The 21,791-nt window shown below is 64.3% G+C and carries 17 protein-coding genes; 7 read left to right on the plus strand and 10 right to left on the minus strand.

The features are described 5' to 3' along the window. Positions 1 to 22: 22 nt before the first annotated feature. Positions 23 to 952 (plus strand): threonine/serine dehydratase, encoded by a 930-nt coding sequence (locus ABHM97_RS19330; RefSeq protein ID WP_349471890.1) that lies wholly within the window; start codon positions 23 to 25, stop codon positions 950 to 952. Positions 953 to 1,036: 84 nt separating this feature from the next. Here the strand turns inward: ABHM97_RS19330 and ABHM97_RS19335 are convergent, their stop codons facing one another. Continuing rightward, entirely contained in the window at positions 1,037 to 2,029 is a 993-nt protein-coding gene (locus tag ABHM97_RS19335) for an ABC transporter substrate-binding protein (protein WP_235517930.1), read from the minus strand. A gap of 281 nt (positions 2,030 to 2,310) precedes the next feature. Between ABHM97_RS19335 and ABHM97_RS19340 the strand changes: the two genes are divergently transcribed. After that, complete coding sequence (locus ABHM97_RS19340; RefSeq protein WP_284987969.1) at positions 2,311 to 3,300, plus strand: LLM class flavin-dependent oxidoreductase; 990 nt, start codon at positions 2,311 to 2,313, stop codon at positions 3,298 to 3,300. 21 nt (positions 3,301 to 3,321) lie between these two features. On the opposite strand, the gene ABHM97_RS19345 is transcribed toward ABHM97_RS19340, so the two are convergent. After that, positions 3,322 to 4,992, minus strand: coding sequence for a PucR family transcriptional regulator (locus ABHM97_RS19345; protein WP_349471891.1), 1,671 nt, complete (start codon positions 4,990 to 4,992; stop codon positions 3,322 to 3,324). 103 nt (positions 4,993 to 5,095) lie between these two features. Between ABHM97_RS19345 and ABHM97_RS19350 the strand changes: the two genes are divergently transcribed. The 3 genes from ABHM97_RS19350 to ABHM97_RS19360 all read left to right on the plus strand — a co-directional run bounded on the left by ABHM97_RS19350 (position 5,096) and on the right by ABHM97_RS19360 (position 10,770). Beyond that, the gene (locus ABHM97_RS19350) at positions 5,096 to 6,583 is read left to right on the plus strand and encodes a CoA-acylating methylmalonate-semialdehyde dehydrogenase (RefSeq protein ID WP_349471892.1); all 1,488 of its coding nucleotides are present in this window, start codon (positions 5,096 to 5,098) and stop codon (positions 6,581 to 6,583) included. Between the two features lie 42 nt (positions 6,584 to 6,625). Further along, a complete protein-coding gene (locus ABHM97_RS19355; RefSeq protein WP_349471893.1) occupies positions 6,626 to 7,987 on the plus strand; it encodes an aspartate aminotransferase family protein in 1,362 nt (453 codons plus the stop codon). Positions 7,988 to 8,133: 146 nt separating this feature from the next. Then, on the plus strand, positions 8,134 to 10,770 hold the full coding sequence (locus tag ABHM97_RS19360; RefSeq protein WP_349471894.1) for a trehalase-like domain-containing protein: 2,637 nt from the start codon (positions 8,134 to 8,136) through the stop codon (positions 10,768 to 10,770). A 6-nt stretch (positions 10,771 to 10,776) separates the two neighbouring features. On the opposite strand, the gene ABHM97_RS19365 is transcribed toward ABHM97_RS19360, so the two are convergent. Together ABHM97_RS19365 and panD are read right to left on the minus strand one after the other, a co-directional pair. Further along, on the minus strand, positions 10,777 to 11,703 hold the full coding sequence (locus tag ABHM97_RS19365) for an AEC family transporter (protein WP_257369322.1): 927 nt from the start codon (positions 11,701 to 11,703) through the stop codon (positions 10,777 to 10,779). A 159-nt stretch (positions 11,704 to 11,862) separates the two neighbouring features. Next, a complete protein-coding gene (gene panD / locus ABHM97_RS19370) occupies positions 11,863 to 12,294 on the minus strand; it encodes an aspartate 1-decarboxylase (RefSeq protein ID WP_235517917.1) in 432 nt (143 codons plus the stop codon). 128 nt (positions 12,295 to 12,422) lie between these two features. On the opposite strand from panD, the gene ABHM97_RS19375 reads away from it, so the two are divergent. Then, entirely contained in the window at positions 12,423 to 13,052 is a 630-nt protein-coding gene (locus tag ABHM97_RS19375; RefSeq protein ID WP_349471895.1) for a hypothetical protein, read from the plus strand. Positions 13,053 to 13,061: 9 nt separating this feature from the next. Here the strand turns inward: ABHM97_RS19375 and ABHM97_RS19380 are convergent, their stop codons facing one another. Genes ABHM97_RS19380 through ABHM97_RS19395 form a run of 4 tightly spaced genes read right to left on the minus strand, consistent with a single transcriptional unit; the run spans position 13,062 to position 18,199 of the window. Then, on the minus strand, positions 13,062 to 14,564 hold the full coding sequence (locus tag ABHM97_RS19380; RefSeq protein WP_349471896.1) for a rhamnulokinase: 1,503 nt from the start codon (positions 14,562 to 14,564) through the stop codon (positions 13,062 to 13,064). 8 nt (positions 14,565 to 14,572) lie between these two features. Beyond that, the gene (locus ABHM97_RS19385) at positions 14,573 to 16,624 is read right to left on the minus strand and encodes a bifunctional aldolase/short-chain dehydrogenase (RefSeq protein WP_349471897.1); all 2,052 of its coding nucleotides are present in this window, start codon (positions 16,622 to 16,624) and stop codon (positions 14,573 to 14,575) included. A gap of 4 nt (positions 16,625 to 16,628) precedes the next feature. After that, positions 16,629 to 17,795: an L-rhamnose isomerase gene (rhaI, locus tag ABHM97_RS19390; RefSeq protein WP_349471898.1), complete on the minus strand. Its 1,167-nt coding sequence runs from the start codon at positions 17,793 to 17,795 to the stop codon at positions 16,629 to 16,631. After that, positions 17,792 to 18,199: an L-rhamnose mutarotase gene (locus ABHM97_RS19395; RefSeq protein WP_349471899.1), complete on the minus strand. Its 408-nt coding sequence runs from the start codon at positions 18,197 to 18,199 to the stop codon at positions 17,792 to 17,794. The genes rhaI and ABHM97_RS19395 overlap by 4 nt, the downstream gene beginning before the upstream one ends. A gap of 124 nt (positions 18,200 to 18,323) precedes the next feature. On the opposite strand from ABHM97_RS19395, the gene ABHM97_RS19400 reads away from it, so the two are divergent. Beyond that, complete coding sequence (locus ABHM97_RS19400; RefSeq protein ID WP_349471900.1) at positions 18,324 to 19,340, plus strand: LacI family DNA-binding transcriptional regulator; 1,017 nt, start codon at positions 18,324 to 18,326, stop codon at positions 19,338 to 19,340. A 20-nt stretch (positions 19,341 to 19,360) separates the two neighbouring features. Here ABHM97_RS19400 and ABHM97_RS19405 read toward each other — a convergent pair whose 3' ends face one another. Then, the gene (locus ABHM97_RS19405) at positions 19,361 to 20,257 is read right to left on the minus strand and encodes an aldose 1-epimerase family protein (protein WP_349471901.1); all 897 of its coding nucleotides are present in this window, start codon (positions 20,255 to 20,257) and stop codon (positions 19,361 to 19,363) included. Further along, positions 20,254 to 21,774, minus strand: coding sequence for an L-arabinose isomerase (gene araA / locus ABHM97_RS19410; RefSeq protein WP_349471902.1), 1,521 nt, complete (start codon positions 21,772 to 21,774; stop codon positions 20,254 to 20,256). Before araA ends, ABHM97_RS19405 begins: the two co-directional genes overlap by 4 nt. Positions 21,775 to 21,791: the final 17 nt, after the last annotated feature.

Genomic DNA, 21,791 nt, shown 5'->3' on the forward strand with positions numbered 1-21,791 from the left:
ACGGACGAAAGGTGCCTCCCACATGGTCACACGCGAAGAAGTCGAAGCCGCCTATGCCCGGACATCAGGCTGGGTCCGCCACACACCTGTGGCCGAAAGCGGAAGCGCCGAGCCCTACCACCTGTGGTTCAAATGCGAATACATGCAACACACAGGCTCCTTCAAGGCCCGCGGCGCGTTCAACCGCCTGCTGACGGCGAAGGAAAACGGCGAACTGGATCCGGACGTCGGGATCGTGGTTGCCTCAGGAGGTAACGCCGGGCTGGCCAACGCCTATGCCGCAGCCAAGCTGGGCGTGCCAGCAACGGTGTTCGTCCCCGAATCCGCGCCGGCCAACAAGGTGCATAAGCTTTATGCCATCGGCGCCACCGTCATCCAGGGCGGAGCGGAATACGCGGACGCCTATGCGGCCGCCGTTCGTTTCGCGGAAGAGAAGGGCGCCGTCTATTGCCACGCCTACGACCAGCCCGAGATTGTGGCCGGCGCCGGCGGTGTGGGGCTTGAGCTGCTGGACGAACTGCCCGACGTCGACACCATCCTGGTCGCTGTGGGCGGCGGTGGGTTGATAGGCGGGATCGCCGCCGCCACCGAGGGCAGGGCACGCGTGGTTGGTGTGGAACCGGAGACGGTCCCCACCCTGCACACAGCGCTCGCACAAGGCCAACCCGTGGACGTGCCGGTTTCCGGAATCGCCGCTGATTCCTTGGGCGCCCGGCGCATCGGGGAGATCGGCTTCGGGGTTGCCCGGCGGACCGGCGTGCACAGCGTGCTTGTCAGTGACGAGGACATCATCCAGGCCCGGCGCAGCCTGTGGGAGAACCACAGGATCGTCGTGGAGCACGGTGCCGCCGCGGCTTACGCGGCGCTGCTCTCCGGAGCATATAAACCGCACGACGGCGAAACCGTGGCGGTCATTCTCTGCGGCGCCAACACTGATCCCGCGCACTTCTAACAGAGCCACAGCGCAAGAATCCCCGCCGGATGGTGTCCGGCGGGGATTCGGCGTCGGCAGGTCTGCCCTGCCACAGCTGGCGTCCTACTTCTTGGGCAGACCCGCCGGGTTCAGTTCGGATGCCGGGATAGCCTCGGATGACAGCCCCCAACGGTCCAGGATCTTGCCGTAATCGCCGTCCTTGATGAGGGTGTTCAGCGCAGCCTGGGCCGCTACAGCCAGGCCGTTGCCCTTCTTGGTGGTGAACGCGATCTCGGCCTTCAACGGCCATCCGCCTTCCAAGGTGCCTACTTGCTTGGTCTTTCCGTCCTTGGCTGCCTTGTAAGCTGCCGAAGCATTGGGACCAAACGTCAGGTCCGCGCGGCCGGACTGAAGGGCGAGCTGGGAGGCGGAGTCGTCGTCGTAATACTGGAAGGCGACCGGCTGCAGGCCGTTCTTCTTGTTCTCCTCGTCCCACCGCACCAGGATGGCCTCCTGGTTGGTGCCGGAGCCTACGATGATGCGCTTTCCGGCAACGTCCTTGGCTTCCTTGATCTCGCCGATGTTCGAGTCGCTCTTGGCGTAGAAGCCCAGGAGGTCGTTGCGGTACGTGGCGAAGTCGAACTTTTCCTTGCGGGCCTCAGTGACGGTGACGTTGGAGAGAACGGCCTCATACTTGCCGGATTCAACGCCCAACGGCCAGTCCGCCCACGCCACCGGAAGGACTTCGACCTGAAGGCCCAGGGTCTCACCCACGGCGTATGCGATATCCACCTCGCTGCCGATGAGCGTCTTGTTGTCCGTGGCGAACGTGCTCAGGGGCGGGGTGCCTCCCGTGGTCACCACCGTCAACTTGCCATCGGCCTTGATGGCATCGGGGACCAGGGCGGCGGCAGCCGAGTCGACGGCGACTTTGATGCGGTCCTGCTGCGGCGTCAGGTTGAACTCTTTGGTCGTGGAGCCGGACGAAGCGTTCGACGACGGGGCAGTTGCGTTGGTGGCCGCCGTCGCGCCCGGGTCCGAGCAGGCCGCGAGCCCTAACAGGGCGGTAGCGGCCAGCGCCGCAGTGACGCCGGTCTTGACTGCAAAACGTGCCATGGTTACTCCTCGTGTTCCCTCATTGGGAGGTCTGATGCGTGCTGTTGGCTGCAACTATCCGGTAGCTGCGAGAGCCGGGTCAAAGCGCTCTGAAACGCAGGGATACAGGCGTTCATGGCGCTTAATCGGGCGTCGAACGGGGTCACAAAACAGGCCAAGCAAGGCGGAAAAAAGGGGCGCGACGCAACTCACAGAAATAAGGCGGCCATTGTGGTGGTTGTCGCTAGAGTGCCGGCAATCAACCGTGCCGGCACCGCGAAACGTACCGAAAGGCTTTTCTTGTGACTGTTCCTCTTTCCATCCTCGACCTGGCGACCATCGGGAAGGGCCAGACGGTGGCGGAAAGCCTCGCGGGCAGTGTTGCCATGGCGCAGAAAGCCGAAGAACTCGGCTACCGCCGTGTTTGGTACGCCGAGCACCACAACATGTCGGCCATTGCTTCCTCCGCTACGAGCGTGTTGATCGCACACGTCGCAGCGCACACCAACACCATCCGCCTCGGTGCCGGCGGCGTCATGCTGCCGAACCACTCGCCGCTGACCATAGCCGAGCAGTTTGGAACCTTGGAGACCCTCCACCCGGGCCGGATCGACCTCGGTCTGGGACGCGCCCCCGGCAGCGACCAGAACACCATGCGGGCCCTCCGCCGGGATCACACGTCCTCGGACAGGTTCCCGCAGGACGTCCTGGAACTGCAGGGCTACCTGACAGGACCCACCCGGATCCAAGGCGTGGAAGCCACCCCGGGCAAGGGCACCAACGTTCCCCTGTACATCCTTGGGTCATCCCTTTTTGGTGCCCAGTTGGCGGCCCAGCTCGGCCTGCCCTACGCGTTCGCCTCGCACTTTGCGCCTGCCGCCTTGCAGGACGCCGTAGCCATTTACCGGCGCGAGTTTAAGCCGTCGGAGCAGTTGTCCGAGCCACATGTGATCGCCGGCGTGAACGTCACTGCTGCGGACAGCAACGCCGAAGCGCAGGCCATCCATCTCGCAGTTAAGCGTGCCCGCGTTTCGCTCTTCTTTGGCGGCGGCCGAGAGTTCACGGACGACGAAGCGGACATGGTCCTCGACTCCCCACAGGGGCAGCACATTGCCCAAATGATGAAGTTCTCCGCCGTGGGCACCCCTGACGTGGTGCACGACTACCTTGACGAGTTCGCGGCGTTCGCCGATGCCGATGAACTGATCGTGGCGCACCAGAGCATCGGTACCGAGGAACGCCTTCGCTCGGTTGAACTGGTGGCCGAGGTTGCAGGGCTCATTCCCGCCTAGGCTTTCAGGGCTGTTGGCCGGTTACTGTCCCCGGGTCAGGTAGGCCAGGAGTGCTACGTGCAGTGAGGTGCGCGATTCGGGGTCGTCCAGGTCTACAGCCAACAGTTCCTCCAGCTTGGCGAGCCGGGCATAAAGGGTAGGCCGGCTCAGGTAGCCGCTGCGCGCCATGGCGGCTTTGTTGCCGCCGGATCCGAGGTAAAGCCCCAACAGCTCCAGGTATTCGCCCTTGCCCTCGGCGTCAGCCCGGAGGACGGCAGACAACTCGGACTCCACGAATTGCTGGACGCGGGGATCCCTGCGCAGGAGGGCGAGCAGCCCGCGAAGGCGCACATCAGTAGCTCGATAGTAGGGTTTGCCTGTTTCCCGTAGTGTGGCGGCGCTTTCGGCTACGTGGGCCGCTTCGTCAATGCCCGCCGCGGCTTCCAGGAGCGTGGCCTTCATGCGGCCAACACCAATGATCCAGGCTGGAGGAACCGCGGGGGTGGGGCGGACTCCGGAGCCGGCCTCAACCACTGGGCCTGCGGCGGCTTCGGCCAATATCTGCAGCGTCGGTTCCTCCTGCTGACGGGCCGGGAGGGCAAGGATCATTCCGACTGAACCGGACTGGATACTTGCCGCCAAGGCTGTTCCGGCGGTGGACTTCACGGCCTTCGCCAGTCGCTCCAGAAGTTCGCGTTCGTCCTGCTGCCCTGCGAAGGGGTCGGTGGGCAGCACAGGTGAACCCCATGCCGGAAAGGCCGTCCGGAAAACGAGCGGCACGTAGTAGGAGGAGCGTTTCAGGCCCAGTGAACCCGCCCGTGCCAGGGCCTCCGCCTCACTGAGCCCACGGGGTTGGCGCAGTGAGTTAAGGAGTCCGGCCTGGGCGTGATGGCTAAGCTCGCGCTGGTCGCGGTCCGCCAATCGGTTGATCGCCAGGGTCTGGGCGGCCCGCTCAAGAACCATGACGGCCATGTCCTCATCGGCGTCCAGGGCGGCCGGAGGCATTGGCACCACCAGCCTGCCCCATACTTGTTGCCTCACTCCCACCGCTGCCTGCAGCCACAGCTCCGGCCCGGACCGGCCGGTGAGCAACGGAAACGGCGTGGTCCTGGAGCGTCGCTCCCAATCGTCCAGAAGGTCGGTGGTGGTCACGTGCCGGCCCGCATAGGCGAGCACCAGATGCGAGAGGTCCTCCAACAGGACGGGGGCACCGATCATCGTGGCCGCCTGCTCCACGACGCGTTGGGTGTCTGCGCTTTCCAAGCTCAGCACAGTGAATGCCTCATGGACGTCCCGGGCCCGTTCCACGCGCTCAAGTTGGTCCGCGACGATCATCCTGTGGACGATCTCCGTGACCTGGACGAACCGGACCCGGCGTTCAACGATGACCACGGGAATCGAGGCCGTACGGGCTGCTTCCTCCAGGGCTTTCCGGCTGCATTGCCGCTGGCCGACGAGTTCCACGATCAGGCCGGCCGCTCCGGCGGCCTCCAAGGAGTCAATGAACGACGCCGATGCTTCCGGTGATTTTTCCAGCTCCAGTCCGGTGGTGAGCACCAGCTCCCCGCCCGACAGCAGCCCGCCGACGTCGAGTATTTCGCTGACGTGCACCCAGCGGACCGGTGCGTTTAAACCGTTTGCGCTGCCGAGCACAAGGGGATCCGCGGCGCGCAGCACGGGGAGTTCGAGGACGGCACCGACGGTAGGAAGCATTTACACAGTGTAAGGGCGCAGTCCAATAACCTTACAGACGTCTCCTTATATAAGCGCTGGTGCGCGGCAAGACTTGTCCCAGGCCACCTACCAAGGAGAACTCTTGAACACCATCGAGCACTGGATCAACGGCAGCTACGTCCCGGCGGGCGACCGCACCGCTTCTGTCACCAACCCTGCCACCGGGAAGGTGACCGGACAGGTCGCCTTGGCCAGCGTCGAGGACGGCAACGCCGCCGTCGCTGCCGCGAAAGCCGCTTTCCCGGCTTGGCGCGAAACCTCCCTGGCGCGCCGCACCCAGATCCTTTTCGCTTTCCGCGAGCTCCTCAACTCCCGCAAGGACGAGCTTGCTGCGATCATCACCTCCGAGCATGGAAAGGTCCTGGACGATGCTCTGGGCGAGGTGACCCGCGGACAGGAAGTGGTGGAGTTCGCGTGCGGTATCCCGCACCTGCTCAAAGGCAGCTACACCGAAAACGCCTCCACCAAAGTGGACATCCACTCCATCCGGCAAGCACTGGGCCCGGTCGCAATCATCAGCCCCTTCAACTTCCCGGCGATGGTCCCCATGTGGTTCTTCCCGATCGCGATCGCCGCGGGCAACACCGTCATCATCAAGCCGAGCGAAAAGGACCCCTCGGCCGTCAACTGGGTGGCCGAGCTGTGGAAGGAAGCCGGCCTGCCCGACGGCGTATTCAACGTCCTGCACGGCGACAAGGTCGCGGTCGATACCCTGCTGACGCACCCGGACGTCAAAGCCGTCTCTTTCGTGGGCTCCACCCCGATCGCCAAGTATGTCTACGAGACCGCCACCGCCCACGGCAAGCGGGTCCAGGCTTTGGGTGGGGCGAAGAACCACATGATCGTCCTTCCCGACGCCGACCTGGACCTCGCTGCCGACGCCGCAATCAACGCCGGCTTTGGTTCCGCAGGCGAACGGTGCATGGCTGTTTCGGCGCTCCTGGCTGTGGGCGACATCGCGGACGCACTGGTGGACAGGATCGCTGACCGCGCCCGGAGTCTGCGCACCGGCGATGGGCTGCGCGGTTGCGACATGGGCCCCTTGGTCACCTCCCAGCACAGGGACAAGGTATCGGGTTACGTCGACGCCGGTGAAGCCGCCGGTGCCACGCTGGTGGTCGACGGCCGCGGCATCGTCCCCGACGCTGAAGGCGATGGCTTCTTCGTGGGCCCAACACTGTTCGATCACGTCACCACCGACATGTCCATCTACCAGGACGAGATCTTCGGGCCGGTGCTCTCGGTGGTCCGGGTGGACAGCTACGACGAGGCGCTCGCCACCATCAACGCCAACCCGTACGGCAACGGCACCGCGATTTTCACCAACGACGGCGGCGCCGCCCGCCGTTTCGAGAACGAGGTTGAGGTGGGCATGGTGGGCATCAACGTTCCCGTCCCCGTACCCATGGCCTACTACTCGTTCGGGGGCTGGAAGAACTCCTTGTTCGGTGACACGCACGCCCACGGCACGGAGGGCGTTGGCTTCTTCACCCGCGGCAAGGCCGTCACTACCCGCTGGCTGGACCCCAGCCACGGCGGGATCAACCTCGGTTTCCCGCAGAACTCCTAAACGCCAGAAAAAATTGTCAGTGCCAACGTCAGGACAATCACTATGACCGCCATCCTTGAACCATCACTCACGGACCCTGGGGCAGCCCAACGCGCCTACGAGCTGGACCGCAAGCACGTCTTTCACTCCTGGTCCGCGCAGGACACCCTGGATCCCATGGTCATCAGCGCAGCGGAGGGGTCGCACGTCTGGGACGGTGAGGGCAACAAGTACCTGGACTTCTCTTCCCAGCTGGTGAATACGAACATCGGGCACCAGCACCCGGCCGTTGTGGCGGCGATCGCGGCGCAAGCAGCCAAGCTGTGCACGATTGCCCCCAGCTACGTCAACGATGCGCGATCAGAGGCCGCGCGGCTGATCGCCGAGCGAACCCCGGGAGAGCTGGACCGGATCTTCTTCACCAACGGTGGCGCGGATGCCAACGAACATGCTGTCCGGATGGCCAGGCTGCATACGGGCCGGCACAAGGTCCTTTCCGCCTACCGCTCGTACCACGGCGGAACACACCTGGCAGTCAACATCACTGGCGACCCCCGGAGGTGGGCCAGCGACCACGCCTCCACCGGCACCATCCACTTCTTCCCGCCCTACCTCTACCGCACGGCCTTCCACTCGGCCACGGAGGCAGAGGAATCCCAGCGGGCATTGGAGCACCTGGAACAGCTCATCGAGTTCGAAGGTCCGTCCAGCATCGCTGCGATCATGATGGAAAGCATCCCCGGAACTGCAGGGATCTACGTTCCGCCGGCAGGCTACATGCAGGGCGTCCGGGAGCTGTGCACCAAGCACGGCATCGTCTTCATTGCTGACGAGGTCATGGCCGGTTTTGGACGCACAGGGAAGTGGTTCGCCGTCGAGCATTTTGACGTCGTCCCCGACCTGCTCACCTTTGCGAAGGGCGTGAACTCCGGCTACGTACCGCTCGGTGGCGTGGCCATCAACCCGGAGATCGCGGCCACCTTTGGTACCAGGGCCTATCCCGGAGGACTGACCTACTCCGGTCATCCACTGGCCACGGCGGCAGCGGTCGCCACCATCAACGCCATGGAACGTGAAGGCATTGTGCAGCACGCGGAACGCGTCGGCACCGACGTGATCGGTCCGGCGCTGGCTGGATTCGTCGAACGTCACCGTTCTGTAGGAGAAGTGCGGGGTCTCGGCGTTTTTTGGGCCATCGAGCTGGTCAGGAACCGTGTCACGCGGGAGCCGCTGGCACCTTACGGTTCCTCCAGCCCTGAAATGAACCAACTCGTGACGGCTTGCAAGTCGCGGGGCCTCATCCCGTTCGCGAACTTCAACCGTATCCACGTGGTTCCACCCTGCAACATCAGCGTCGAGGACGCCCGCGCAGGCCTGGCCATTGTGGATGAGGTCCTGGACCTGGCGGACACCTTCGCTGAATAAGTGCTGTGTCAGGTCCCGTCCCGGGTGTGGCCGGAGGAAGGCGGGACCTGACAACGCCAAATGTTTTACGCATTTGCAACGAATAAAGCATGACGGCGAAACCGTACGGGCGGAAACTGGATCTATCCGCTTCGGAAGGATTCCCCATGCCTACTCACTTGAACCAGTCGGTTGCCGATTCAGCACTGCTGATGAAGTCCCTTCCGCTCGGCCTGCTCCGGACTGCCCTTCAGTCCGACTCGCCAAACGGCATCACCCCGCAGCTGTTCTCGGAGCTCCGGATCCTTGCACGGGTTCCCGGCTTGCTGGTGGCCTGCAACTATGGCGGGACTCTCTGCGCGGCCGAAGGCGTGTCCACGGAAACACTGCCTCTGGACAGCGCAGCCGTAGCTTTACGGGCGCTCGCAGCGTTGCCGAACACGCACACCGCCATCATTTCCGGCCGGTCGCTCAGGGATTTGGCGGCAGTTTCCAGGCTGCCGGCCGAGGTGCACCTGGTGGGATCGCATGGCGTGGAGTTCGACATGGGCTACGCCTACACCCTTTCCCTCGCTACGGAACAACTGCTCCAACAGGTGGCCACGGCGCTGACCGAAGCCGTCGGGTTCGAAAAGGGCATCAGCGTGGTCCGTAAGCCCGTGGGTGTAGCCGTGCACACCAGGCCGGCCACGCCGGAAGTCGTAGACCGGGTGATCTTCGCAGCACAGAAGATCGCCATCGAGTTCGGCCTGTACTTCATCGTCGACGGAACAGTCCTGGACGTTACCGTGGAGGAGCCCGCCAAGGGGCAAGCCCTGGAGCAGCTCCGGGCACGGCTGGGCGTAAGTGCCGCACTTTTCGCGGGAGATGCCGAGAGTGACGAAAAGGCGCTGGCGACCCTGCGCGGCCCGGACCTTGGTTTGCATGTTGGTCCGGGCGATACGACGGCGGCACACACCATCCCGGACCCGGAAGCCTTCGCGAAGGTGCTGGCTTTGTTGTTCGAATTGCGCCGCGCCTGGCTCTTCGGTGAGGACGCCGTGGGGCTGGAACGACATTCGATGATTGGCAACGGCAGCTCCACCGCCTTGCTCACGCCCGACGCGAAAGTATGTTGGATGAGCCACCCCCTGCCGGACTCGGGATCACTGTTCGCCCACATCCTTGGCGGGGATCCTGCAGGCCACTTCAGCGTAGAGCCCGTTAAGCCCTCGCAGGTGCTGGCCCAACGCTATGTGGATAACACCATGATTGTTGAAACCCGCTGGGCCGACGTGACCGTGACCGACTACCTCGAACCGGCGCCGGAAGGCATCACCAGCCTGGTTCGCGTGCTTTCGGGAACAGGCACGGCCCGGGTGGTTTTCGCGCCGAGGCCCGACTACGCCAATGCACCGTTCGACATGGAGATCCGCGGCGATGACGTCCACATCATCGGCACCTCGGACCCCATCATTCTCTCTGCCCCGGGAGTTGCTTTCCAGGTCACCAGCGACGGCAGGTTCGCAACGGCAACAGCAGAAGTGGCGCTCAACAACGGACCCGTGGTGCTGAACATGCGTTGCGGTGACACCGAGCCGCCACCCGCGGACCCGGTGGGTGAGCCCCACCGGCGTGCCGCCGTCGGACTCGTAACGCGCGAGTGGGTCAAAATGCTGCAGCTGCCCACCATGAAACCGTCGCTGGTGCGGCGCTCGGCACTGGTGTTGAAGTCGCTGGTCCACGAGCCCACCGGTGCTGTCCTCGCAGCCCCAACAACATCGCTGCCCGAGGGTATCGGTGGAACCCGGAACTGGGACTACCGGTACTGCTGGCTGCGGGACGGTTCCATGACGGTCAACGCCTTGGTCAGCCTGGGCTCAACCGGGGAAGCTGAGGGATTCCTCGGCTGGCTGGGCCGGATCCTGGAGAACGCGCCGGGGCCGGAATGGTTGCACCCGCTCTACTCGGTGACCGGGGCTCCACTGTCAACGGAGGCGATCGTTGAGAGCTTGCCAGGCTACGCGGGTTCGCGGCCCGTGCGGATCGGCAACGCAGCAGACCACCAGGTTCAGTTGGACGTATTCGGTCCAATTGCGGAGCTGATCCATGATCTCGCCGAACGGCGGGGTTTCCTGCCGGACGACCATTGGTTCCTCGTGGAGCAGATGGCGCACGCAGTCATGGCGCGCTGGCACGAACCCGACCATGGTATCTGGGAAGCCCGCCGCGCCCCCAGGCATCATGTGTACACAAAGGTCATGTGCTGGGTCACGCTGGACCGCGCGCTCCGGGCTGCGGCGCTGCACGGCCGCGAACCGCACCCGGATTGGGAGCCTGAGGCACGGACCATCCGTGAGGAAGTCCTCCGGGAAGGCTGGGACAGTTCGGCCGCATCGTACACCGTGGCCTACGACAGCCCGGACCTCGATGCCGCTGTCCTGCACGTCGGCCTGTCGGGCCTCCTTGATGTCCAGGACCAACGTTTCCTGGACACGGTCGCCGCTGTGGAGCGGGAGCTGCGCGTCGGACCTACGGTCTTCCGGTACAGGTACGACGACGGCCTGCCGGGCTTGGAGGGCGGCTTCCACATCTGCACCACCTGGCTGATCGAGGCCTACTTGGCCGTGGGGCGCCTGGACGATGCGCTGGAGCTGTTCAACCAGTTGGTGGCTCTGTTCGGTCCCACGGGCCTGTTGCCGGAAGAGTACGACCCCGGCACCGAAACACACCTGGGCAACCATCCGCAGGCGTACTCACACTTGGGCTTCATCCGGTGCGCACAGCTCCTGGACCACTACCTGGCAAGCGCGGATGTGGAGTAAAACCGGCTAGGCGAGCAACAGCGCCACGGCGATCATTGCGGGCACGGCCACGATCGTGGTGATGAGCACGGTGTCCTTGGCCACGGTGATTCCGGCCTGGTAGCGGTTGGCTGCGACGAACACATTCTGGGCTGTGGGAAGTGCGGACGTCACAACCACCGCAAACAATGCGTGGCCGTCCATTCCCAGGGCAAACCGTGCGAACAGGTACGCGACCAGGGGATGCACGATCAGCTTGAACCCGCTGGCCAGCAGAGTATCGAGCCGCCGTCCGGCGTCCTTTTGCAGGGGCCTGGATCCGTTGAGGCTCATGCCGAACGCCATCAGCATGGCCGGGATCGCTGCTCCGCCGATTAGGTGGATGGGTTCCAAAATCAGCGAGGGCACTTGGAATCCGGTCCCGGCCACCAGCAGACCGAGCGCGGAGCCGACGATCATGGGGTTCTTCACGATCATCAGCAGGAAGCGCAGGGGAGTGGTGCGGTGCGAACTGGTGCTGGCATCCAGTGCCATCAGGTACATCGGGGTGAAGAACGCCAACTGGAAGATCAACAGCGGGGCCACATAGCTGGCATCGCCGAGGACAAAAACGGCGATGGGGATGCCCAGGTTCGCGGAGTTCGCCAACGACGCACTCATGGAGGACATGAGGGCTTCGGGCATTGAGCGCCTCAGCCAGAACTTCACGATCAGGAAGAACAGCAGGCCGGTGATGACAGCGCCCACGGCCGTGACCAGAAGCGGTGCAGCGAACACGTCGTGCAACTTGGCCTTGCTCAGGGTTTCAAAGAGGAGCGCGGGGCTAGCCACGAAGAACGTCAGCGAACTCAGGACGGACCGGGCGTTCTCGCCCAGAATGTTGCGGCGTCCAACAAACATGCCCACCAGGATGATGGCCCAGACAACAAAAAACCCCGACAGGACGCCGATCATGGCAGCGTGCGGGTGGGGGCTTTGCGGGTCACGAACTACAGCCTAGCCAGAACCACCCAGTGAGTAAGCGTTTTCTCCCGGGAGTTCCGTCATATGGACGCCCACGACGCGCTCGACGTCGGCACTCGGGTGGGTGCCGACGTCGAGCGCTGCTGAGACTTAGCTGAGGTGCGCCGCGTTGTTCAGCGCGTGCGGAGGGCGCATGAGCCCGGGCGTGTGCGCTTCTGCGGGGTCGTTACCCAACTGGAGGATGTGGTTGTCCTCGCCCACATGGACCACCTTGGGCTGGTACGACCTGGCCTCTTCGGTAGTCATCTGCGCGTAGGTGATGAGGATGACCAGATCTCCTACGTGGACCTGGTGGGCGGCGGCACCGTTGATCCCGATCACGCCGGAACCGCGCTCGCCGGCGATGGTGTAAGTCTCCAGGCGGGCACCGTTGGTGATGTCCACAATGGAGACGAGCTCGCCGGGAAGGATGTCCGCGGCGTCCAGGAGGTCCAGGTCGACAGTGACCGAACCGACGTAGTGGAGGTCGGCGTGGGTCACCGTTGCGCGGTGAATCTTGGACTTGAACATTGTGCGGATCATAATGCGACCAGTTTAGCGCGGCACCCTCGTCCGGCGCTGTGATGTACCAGACTCCCGGGCCTTAGGGGAGGACGCCCATGGGGTAACGTCTTTTGCGGTGAAGTGACCCCGATCGAAAGGCCCAAAGCGTGCTGGAGTCTTACGCGCAGGGGAGGCCGCTGGAGTATTGGCTCTCGGCCGATCTGGCCAAGGTCAGTCCTCCCCAAGCCCCTTCCCGTCTGCGCCAACTTGCCGATGCGCAGGGTGCCTTGGCAGCGGCCTGGAGCGGTGCGATTGGCGGTGGCTCCTTGATGCTCCTTATCGGCGCCGTTGTTTCCACGCTGACCGGCAACCCCACGTGGGTACTGTCCTTGGGGCTGCCGGGAATTGCCCTGGGCCTGCTTGGTTGGCGGGGCTGGAAGAAGGTCCGCAGCAGACTGCCGGACACCAACAAGCTGCTCATTAACCGCGGACCGGGATCTGCCAAGGGTGGCGTGTGGGCGACCCTTGGGATGGCGGGCCTGCTGGCTGCTGCTTTCACTTTGGCGGTCCCTTCGGCAATTGAACGAGGATCACTCGCCACCCTGCTGGGGGTCTACTTCATGATGGTGCTCCTGTTGGTGGTAGCTATCCTCATACCTTCCGTAGTCATGGGCAGGGCGCGTGAGTCGTTCCGGGAGAGATTGCTGGTGGATCCGGCCCTCCGCCAGGCTGTGGAGGCGGACATGGCCACGTGGAGGGACCCGCACGGCGGAAGTGCGGCGTACGGGCCACTCTGAGATTCGACTTTAGACCGGGTTGCTCATCAACGCAGGCTGGTACTTTTCCAGCGCAACCCCGGAAGCAACCAGCGACCTCAGTTCGGCCAGGTCGCCTTCCACCACGCCGCCGGCGCGTGCCTGCACCAGGACATTGCCCAATGCAGTTGCCTCTACGGGACCGGCAATGACGGGTTTTCCGGTAGCGTTCGCGGTCAGTTGGCACAGGAGCCGGTTTTGCGAGCCACCACCCACGATGTGCACCACTGTGGTGTTGCGGCCGGTGAGCCGTTCGGCGTCGGCCAGCGTACGTGCGTAACCGGCCGCGAGGCTGTCCATAATGCAACGCACAACGGCGGCAGGACGGTCCGGAAGGACTTCGCCGTTGTGCCGCACGGCTGCGCGGATACGGTCCGGCATGTTGTCCGGTGCGGTGAAGGCGGGATCATCGGCGTTGATCTGCGGCCCGCCCTCGGGGAGTGCCGCAGCTGAGCCCAGCAGCGCCGGGAGCGTTTGGTTGAATCCTTGTGCGGCCCAGGAACGCTGGCACTCGCTCAACAACCACAGGCCGCCGACGTTGCGCAGGTACCGGATGGTGCCGTCCACTCCTCGCTCGTTGGTGAAGTTGGCTTGGCGGCTTGCCTCGGAGAGCACTGGTAAGGGAAGTTCCACCCCCACCAAGGACCAGGTCCCGGAGGAGATGTAGGCAAAGTCCTGGCCCTCAGCGGGGACTGCGGCCACGGCGGAGGCGGTGTCGTGCGAACCAACGGCCACCACCTTGGTGTCAGCTGAAAGGCCGGTCCGCTCAACAATGGCGGGCAGCAAGGTACCAATGGTCTCGCCCGGCTGAATCAGCGGCGGGAAGATATCCCGAGGCAAGCCCAATGCATCAAGGAACCCCAATGCCCACTGGCCCGCTAGGGCGTCGAAAAGCCCGGTGGTGGAAGCGTTCGTGGCCTCGGTCCGCCGTTCGCCGGTGAGCAGGAAAGCGATGAGGTCCGGAATCAGCAGGGCCTGGAGTCCATCCACGTCCTTTTCCGTGGCTAGTTGATACAAGGTGTTGAACTGCAAGTACTGCAAGCCGGTGGTGGCGTAGAGCTTCTCGGGCGGGATCACTGCGTGTACCCGCTCCACAGCGGCCCGGCTGCGTTCGTCGCGGTAGCTGTAGGGCTGCGCGGTCAGTTCGCCGGCGTCGTTCACCAAGCCGTAGTCAACCGCCCACGTGTCGATGCCGATGCTCGCGATGCGCTCGCCGCTGCCCGCCGCCACGGAAGCAGCGGTAGCGAGTCCCTTGAGCACCTCCGCGAAGAGGGCGTCGAAATCCCAGTGGAGGCCGCCGTCGAGCTCTATGACGCCGTTGGGAAAGCGGTGGATCGTTTCCAGTGCGACGCCGGACGTCGGCGAGACGCGGCCCAGCATGACGCGGCCGGAGGACGCGCCGATGTCGATGGCTACGAAAACCTGGTTTGTTTGCGGAGAGGACACCGCCCCGGCGTGGGCCGGGGCGGTGTCCGTGGCGGTTCCGTTCGTCACTGTTGGTCCTAGCGGAGGAAGGCGGCTGCCACGCCGGCGTCCACGGGGATGTGGAGGCCGGTGGTGTGGGAGAGCTCGTTGCTGGTGAGCACGGACGCGGCATTGGCCACGTGTTCCGGGAGGACTTCGCGCTTGAGGAGCGTGCGCTGGGCGTAGTACTTGCCCAGCTCCTGCTCGTCCACGCCATAGACGGCTGCGCGCTTGGCGCCCCAGCCGCCAGCGAAGATGCCCGAGCCGCGGACCACGCCGTCGGGGTTGATGCCGTTGACGCGGATGCCGTGATCGCCCAGCTCAGCGGCGAGCAGACGGACCTGGTGGGCTTGGTCTGCCTTGGTGGCGGAGTAGGCGATGTTGTTGGGGCCGGCGAACACGGAATTCTTGGAGGAGATATAAATGATGTCTCCGCCCAGGCCCTGGTCGATCATCACCTTCGCCGCGGCCTTGGACACCAGGAACGAGCCTTTGGCCATGACGTTGTGCTGCAGGTCCCAGTCCTTCTCCGTGGTTTCCAGCAACGGTTTGGAGATGGACAGACCGGCGTTGTTGACCACCAGGTCCAGGCCGCCGAACGCGAGCACTGCCTCCTGGATCGCGGCTGCGATCTGGGCTTCGTCGGTCACGTCGGCCTGGACGCCGATGGCGACGTCGGAACCGCCCAGTTCCTCGGCTACCTTTTGGGCGTTCTCAAGGTTCAGGTCGGCAATGACCACGCACGCGCCGTCGGACGCCAAGCGGGTGGCGATTGCCTTGCCGATGCCCGACGCCGCGCCGGTCACCAGTGCAATGCGGGTGGCGTGCGACTTGGGCTTGGGCATGCGGGCGAGCTTGGCCTCTTCGAGTGCCCAGTACTCGATGCGGAACTTCTCGGACTCCTCGATGGGGGCGTAGCTGGAGATCGCCTCGGCACCGCGCATCACGTTGATGGCGTTGATGTAGAACTCGCCGGCCACGCGTGCGGTCTGTTTGTCCTTGCCGAAGGAGAACATGCCCACGCCCGGGACCAGCACGATGGCCGGGTCCGCACCACGGAGGGCCGGACTGTTCTCGTCGGCGTGGCGGTCGTAGTACGCCTGGTAGTCCTCGCGGTAGGCGGCGTGTAGTTCCTTGAGGCGGTTGGTTGATTCCTCGATGGTGGCGTCGGCCGGCAGGTCCAGGACCAGGGGCTTGACCTTGGTACGCAGGAAATGGTCCGGGCAGGAAGTGCCCAGCGCGGCGAGGCGTGGGTGCCCGGTGGCGGCGAGGAAGTCAAGCACGACGGCGTCATGGCTGAAGTGCCCCAGCTGCGGTTTGTCCGTGGAGGCCAAGCCGCGGATGACCGGGGCCAGGGCTGCTGCCTTTGCTTTCCGCTCCGCCTCGGGGAGTGCGGCGTAACCGGGCAGGGCAGGACCGAAAGGCTGGGACTTGCCGTTGGCTTTGATGTAATTCTCGGCCTGGTCAATGATCCACAGCGAGTTCGCTTCGGCCTCTTCGGATGTGGCACCCCAGGCAGTGATTCCGTGGCCGCCAAGGATGGTGCCGATGGCCTGGGGGTTGGCTTCCTTGATCGCGGCGATGTCCAAGCCGAGCTGGAACCCGGGCCGGCGCCAGGGAACCCAGACAACCTTGTCGCCGAAGACCTTGGATGTCAGCGCCTCGCCGTCCACCGCCGTCGCAATGGCGATGCCGGAATCGGGGTGCAGGTGGTCAACGTGGGCAGCGTCCACCAGCCCGTGCATTGCGGTATCGATCGACGGCGCCGCGCCGCCCTTGCCGTGGAGGCAGTAATCGAAGGCGGCTACCATTTCGTCTTCACGCTCGACTCCGGGGTAAACATCCTTGAGTGCCTGGAGCCGGTCGAGCCGGAGTACAGCGAGGTTTTCGGCTTTCAAGGTGCCGAGGTCGCCGCCGGAGCCCTTGACCCAGAGAAGCTGGACGTCCTGGCCGGTAACGGGGTCCTTCTCGGTGCCCTTCGCTGACGTGTTGCCGCCAGCGAAGTTTGTGTTCCGCTTGTCCGCACCCAGGCGGTTGGAACGGTTGATCAGCTCTTCAACAGTGGTGTTGTCTGTGTTCTGCATGTTCATGCCTTTACGCGCCCCATCCGGCTTGCTGGCCGCCTGCGCGGTCCTCGTTGATCTTCTTCTGGTAGCCGCTGGCCTTGTAGGCAGCGATCGGGTCGGCGGGCAGTCCGCGGGATTCACGCCACTCGGCCAGGATCGGGCGGACATCGGTGTAGAAGGCATCGTTGAAGATGCCGTTAGCGGCCAGGACGTCGTCTGCACGCTGTGCTTCGTTCAGTGCAGCGGTATCCACGAGCAGGGCACGGGCGGTCATTTCCTGGACGTTGAGCACCGAGCGGATCTGGCCCGGGATCTTCTCTTCCAGGTTGTGGCACTGGTCCAGCATCAGGGCAACGCCTGACTCCTTGCCGAAGCCACCGCCGCGGATCACCTCGTGCATGATGCGGAACAGCTGGAACGGATCCGCTGCGCCCACGATCAGGTCATCATCGGCGTAGAAGCGGGAGTTGAAGTCGAAGGAACCCAGCTTGCCCAGGCGCAGGAGCTGCATGACGATGAACTCGATGTTGGTGCCGGGGGCGTGGTGGCCGGTGTCCAGGCAAACGAAAGCCTTCTCGCCCAGCGCAAGGGTCTGCGCGTACGAGGTACCCCAGTCAGGAACATCGGTGTGATAGAAAGCGGGCTCGAAGAACTTGTATTCAAGGACCAGGCGCTGCTGGTCACCGAGGCCTGCGTAGATCTCCTGAAGGCTTTCCGCGAGGCGGTCCTGCCGGCCGCGCATGTCGTCCTGGCCCGGGTAGTTGGTGCCATCAGCAAGCCAGATCTTCAAATCCTTGGACCCGGTGGCGTGCATGATGTCGATGCACTCCAGGTGGTGATCGATGGCCCGGCGACGTACGGATTCGTTGGACGAGGTCAGGGAGCCGAACTTGTACTCGTCATCCTGGAAGGTATTGGAGTTGATGGTGCCCAAGCCAACGCCCAACCCTTCGGCGTATTCGCGGAGTGCGGAGTAATCGTCCACTTTGTCCCACGGGATGTGCAGGGCCACGGTAGGAGCCAGCCCCGTGAGTTCGTGGACCTTGGCGGCGTCGGCGATCTTTTCCTGAACGGTGCGCGGCGTGCCCGGGGTGCCGAACACCTTGAACCGAGTCCCTGAATTTCCGTAGGCCCAGGACGGCACTTCAATGGCCAGTTCCCCTAGACGGCCCAGGGCCGATTCTGTGGTGTTCATGCTTGTTCCTTTTGGTATTCGTGGGCTGGATCTTTGTCTATGTGTGTGGCGCCGGCGGGCTCTGGGACGGCTCCCGCGGCGGCCAGTTGATCCTCGAGGTTGAAAACTTCCTCGATGATCTCGAAACCTTGGTCTGGAGGGAGGTCGCTGTCCGCGAAGAGGTTTGCCATCTCGGCCTGCCAGCGGGCATTAACCCCGGTGAGGGCCATTTGCGCCTGCGCTGCCTCGTAGTCTTCGCATTCCAGGTAGCCGATCAGCTGGCCATCAGGGGCGAGGAACAGGGAGTAGTTGTTCCAGCCCGCACTCTTCAGCGCTGACAGCATCTCCGGCCAGACGGCCGCGTGGCGCTCCTTGTACTCGTCCATCAGCTCCGGCTGAACGGAGGAGCGGAAACAAACCCTCATATGGGATCTCCGGGTTACTCGTCTTTGAATCGTTTCATTTGTTACGATTCAAATTACCCTCGGAATTGGGAGGGTGTCAAGGCGTTTCCAGCACTTTGACTTCGGCCCACGGAGATCGGAAAGCATGTCCACGACAGCCAGCATCAAAGACGTCGCCAACCATGCACAGGTAGCCGTGGGAACTGTTTCCAACGTGCTGAATTATCCGGACCGCGTTTCCCAGCGGACCAAGGAACGGGTCCTCAAATCCATCGCTGAGCTGGGTTTCGTACGCAACGACGCCGCCCGCCAACTCCGGGCAGGACAAAGCCGGACCATCGGCCTGATTGTGCTCGATGTCGGAAACCCCTTCTTCTCCTCCGTGGCCCGTGCGGCTGAAGACGCAGCTACGGCCCTGGGAAGCGTGGTGCTGGTGGGGGACAGCGGCCAGGACGCTTCCCGCGAAGCGCACTACATGGACTTGTTCCAGGAACAACGGGTCCAGGGCCTGCTGATCTCGCCCGTCGGCGATGTGGGCCAGCGGATCGATACCCTTCGCGAACGCGGAGTGCCTACCGTCCTGGTGGATGAACTGGCCGACACCGGGCGGTGCAGCTCAGTATCCGTTGATGACCAGGAGGGCGGATATTTGGCCGCCAAGCACCTGCTGGACATCGGCCGCCGTCGTTTGGCCTTTGTCGGAACGCCGACCATCCGCCAGGTGGCCAGCCGACTCAAGGGCGCGCAGCGCGCCGTCGCCGAAGTATCCGGAGCCAGCATCGAGGTGCTCGACTCCGAGGGGCAGACCGTCCTGACAGGCCGCAAAGTGGGCAACAGCCTGGTGGAACGTTCTCCGGAAAAGCGCCCGGAAGCTGTCTTCTGCTCGAACGATCTCCTGGCCCTGGGCGTCATGCAGTCCCTGACCATGCTGCGGACAGTCCGGATTCCGGAGGACATTGCTTTGATCGGCTATGACGACATCGATTTCGCCATCTCTGCGGTAGTGCCGCTGTCCTCGATCCGGCAGCCCACGGAAGCGCTCGGCCGCACGGCCATCGAACTCCTGGCAGAGGAGCATGACAACGGCGGAACCAAGCATCGGGCTGTGGTGTTCACGCCCGAGCTGGTGGTCCGCCAAAGCACCGCGGGCTCAGGAAGCTAGCGCCCGGCCTGGTTGGATGCCTACAGCGCGTAGATGCTCCACGACGCCGTGTGGGTAGCCCCGGGCTCAAGCCGGATCAGGTCCGTTCCGCTGTTGAAAGCGTCGGGCGGGCACGTCATGGGCTCCACTGCCAGACCGAACCGGTTGGGGATGGGCGCAGGCTTGTCGGCTGTGTGGATCTGCAGCCATGGGCAGCTTTCGTCCCATGACATCCCGACGCCGGTGCCCGCCGGGTCCCGCACGGACAACCGCGCCAGCCCGCCGTCGAACGTTATGCCCGTAAAGGCGTGATCGATCTCGGTGCTGCCGATGGCGCGCGGAGCGCGGAAATCGAACTCATGACCTGCCACGGGTGCCAATGAAAGCGGCAGCAGCCTGTCCGGCGTGACCTCCAGGAACGAGTCCGCGGCGAAATCCAGGACCCATTCATTGAGCGGCGACGAACCGGCCACAAGGTAAGGGTGCGGGCAGACGCCATAGGGAGCAGCGACGTCAGCAGTATTCACTGCCGTCACGGAAGCGTGCAGCCCGGAGTCGTCCAGCTCGTACCGGGCCGAAAGTTCCAGGGCGAATGGGTAACCCGCGGTCGGACCTACCGTGCACGTCAAGGTGACCGAACCGGCGTCGGACTCTTTCATTGCCCAGTCGAGCGGGAAGGCGAGGCCGTGCAAAGCTGTGCCGCGCTCCGGTTCGTTGACCGGCAACTGGTACTCAACGTCGTCAAAGCTGTACCTGCCATCCGCGATCCTGTTGGGCCACGGTGCAGCGATGATGCCGCGATAGTCCGGGATGGGTCCACCCTGGGGAAACGGGACCACCAGGTCCCGGCCGTGGAACTGCAGGACGCGGAGCGCAGCCGCGCGGGCGGTCACAACAGCCGTGTAACCGCCCGCGCTCAGCGTGAATTCAGTGCTCACAGGCCGCCGGCCAACTTGTAATAGGCGGCGTTCCAGGCGAGTTCCTTCTTGAACTGTTTGATGGTGGTGTCCTGGTCGATGGTCAGGAGCTCGGTCTTGGCGATTTCGGCGAAGTCCTCGAATACCTCCAGGCCCACCTGCGTGGACAATACCGTGTGGTGCGCTGCGCCGGCGGTGAGCCACGCGGCGGCCGAGGTAGCGAAGTTGGGCTTGGGTTCCCACAGCGCGCGGGCCACCGGGAGGTTGGGGAGCGGTTGGTCGAGGTCGACGACGTCCACCACGTTCGCCACCAAGCGGAAGCGATCGCGCATGTCGGACAACGCAACCACCACGCCGGGGCCGGCGTCGGTGTCGAAGACCATGCGGACGGGATCTTCCTTGCCGCCAATCCCCAGCGGGTGGATCTCCACGCGCGGCTTCCTGGCGGTCAACGACGGGCACACTTCCAGCATGTGAGCGCCCAGGATCTTCTCGCTGCCCGGTTCCAGGTGATACGTGTAGTCCTCCATCAGCGATGCGCCACCGGGCAGGTCCCCACCCATGACCTTGGCCGCGCGGACCAGGATGGCGGTCTTCCAGTCACCCTCGGCACCGAACCCGTAGCCATCGGCCATAAGACGCTGGACGGCCATGCCGGGGAGCTGGCGCAGTTCGCCCAGGTCTTCGAAGGACGTGGTGAAGGCCGCAGAGCCGTTGGCTTCCAGGAAGCTGCGCAGTCCCAGCTCGATGCGTGCACTGTAGCGCAGCGACTCGTGGCGGTCGCCCCCTGCCTTGAGTTCGTCAACCACCTCGTAAAGGCGCTCGTACTCCGCAACCAAGGCGTCGACGTCGGACTCCGCGGCGCCGTGGACAGCCTCGGCGAGCTCATTCACGGACCAGGTGTTCACCGAGACGCCGAAGCGCAGCTCGGCCTCGGTCTTATCGCCTTCGGTGACCGCGACGTTGCGCATGTTGTCACCGAAGCGGGTGAGCTTCAGCGTGCGGACGGCGGCCCACCCGGCGGAGGCGCGCTGCCAGGCACCCACTTGGCGGGCTACCTCGGGGTTGCTGACATGCCCGACGACGGTCTTCCGCGGCACGCCGAGGCGGGACTGGATGTATCCGAACTCGCGGTCCCCGTGTGCTGCCTGGTTGAGGTTCATGAAGTCGAAGTCGATGTCCGCCCACGGCAGGTCCCGGTTGGCCTGGGTGTGCAGGTGCAGCAAGGGCTTGCGCAGTGCGTCCAGGCCCTGGATCCACATCTTGGCGGGGCTGAACGTGTGCATCCATGCGGTCACGCCGATCACGGAATCGTTGGAGTTCGCTTCCAGTGCGGTCCGGCGGATGGCGTCCGAGTCGGTAAGGACCGGCTTCCAGACGAGTTTGACCGGGACGTCGTTGCTGGCGTTGAGGACGTTGGCAATCTCCTGCGACTGCGCTGCGACCTGCTTGAGGACGTCCTCGCCGTAGAGGTGCTGGCTGCCGGTGAGGAACCAGACCTCGTACGGCTCAAGTGACGTGTTGTTGGCCTTTGCCATGGGGGTGCTCCTGGGGT

This window comes from Paenarthrobacter sp. CAP02 (assembly GCF_040137855.1).
Taxonomy (GTDB): Bacteria; Actinomycetota; Actinomycetes; order Actinomycetales; family Micrococcaceae; genus Arthrobacter.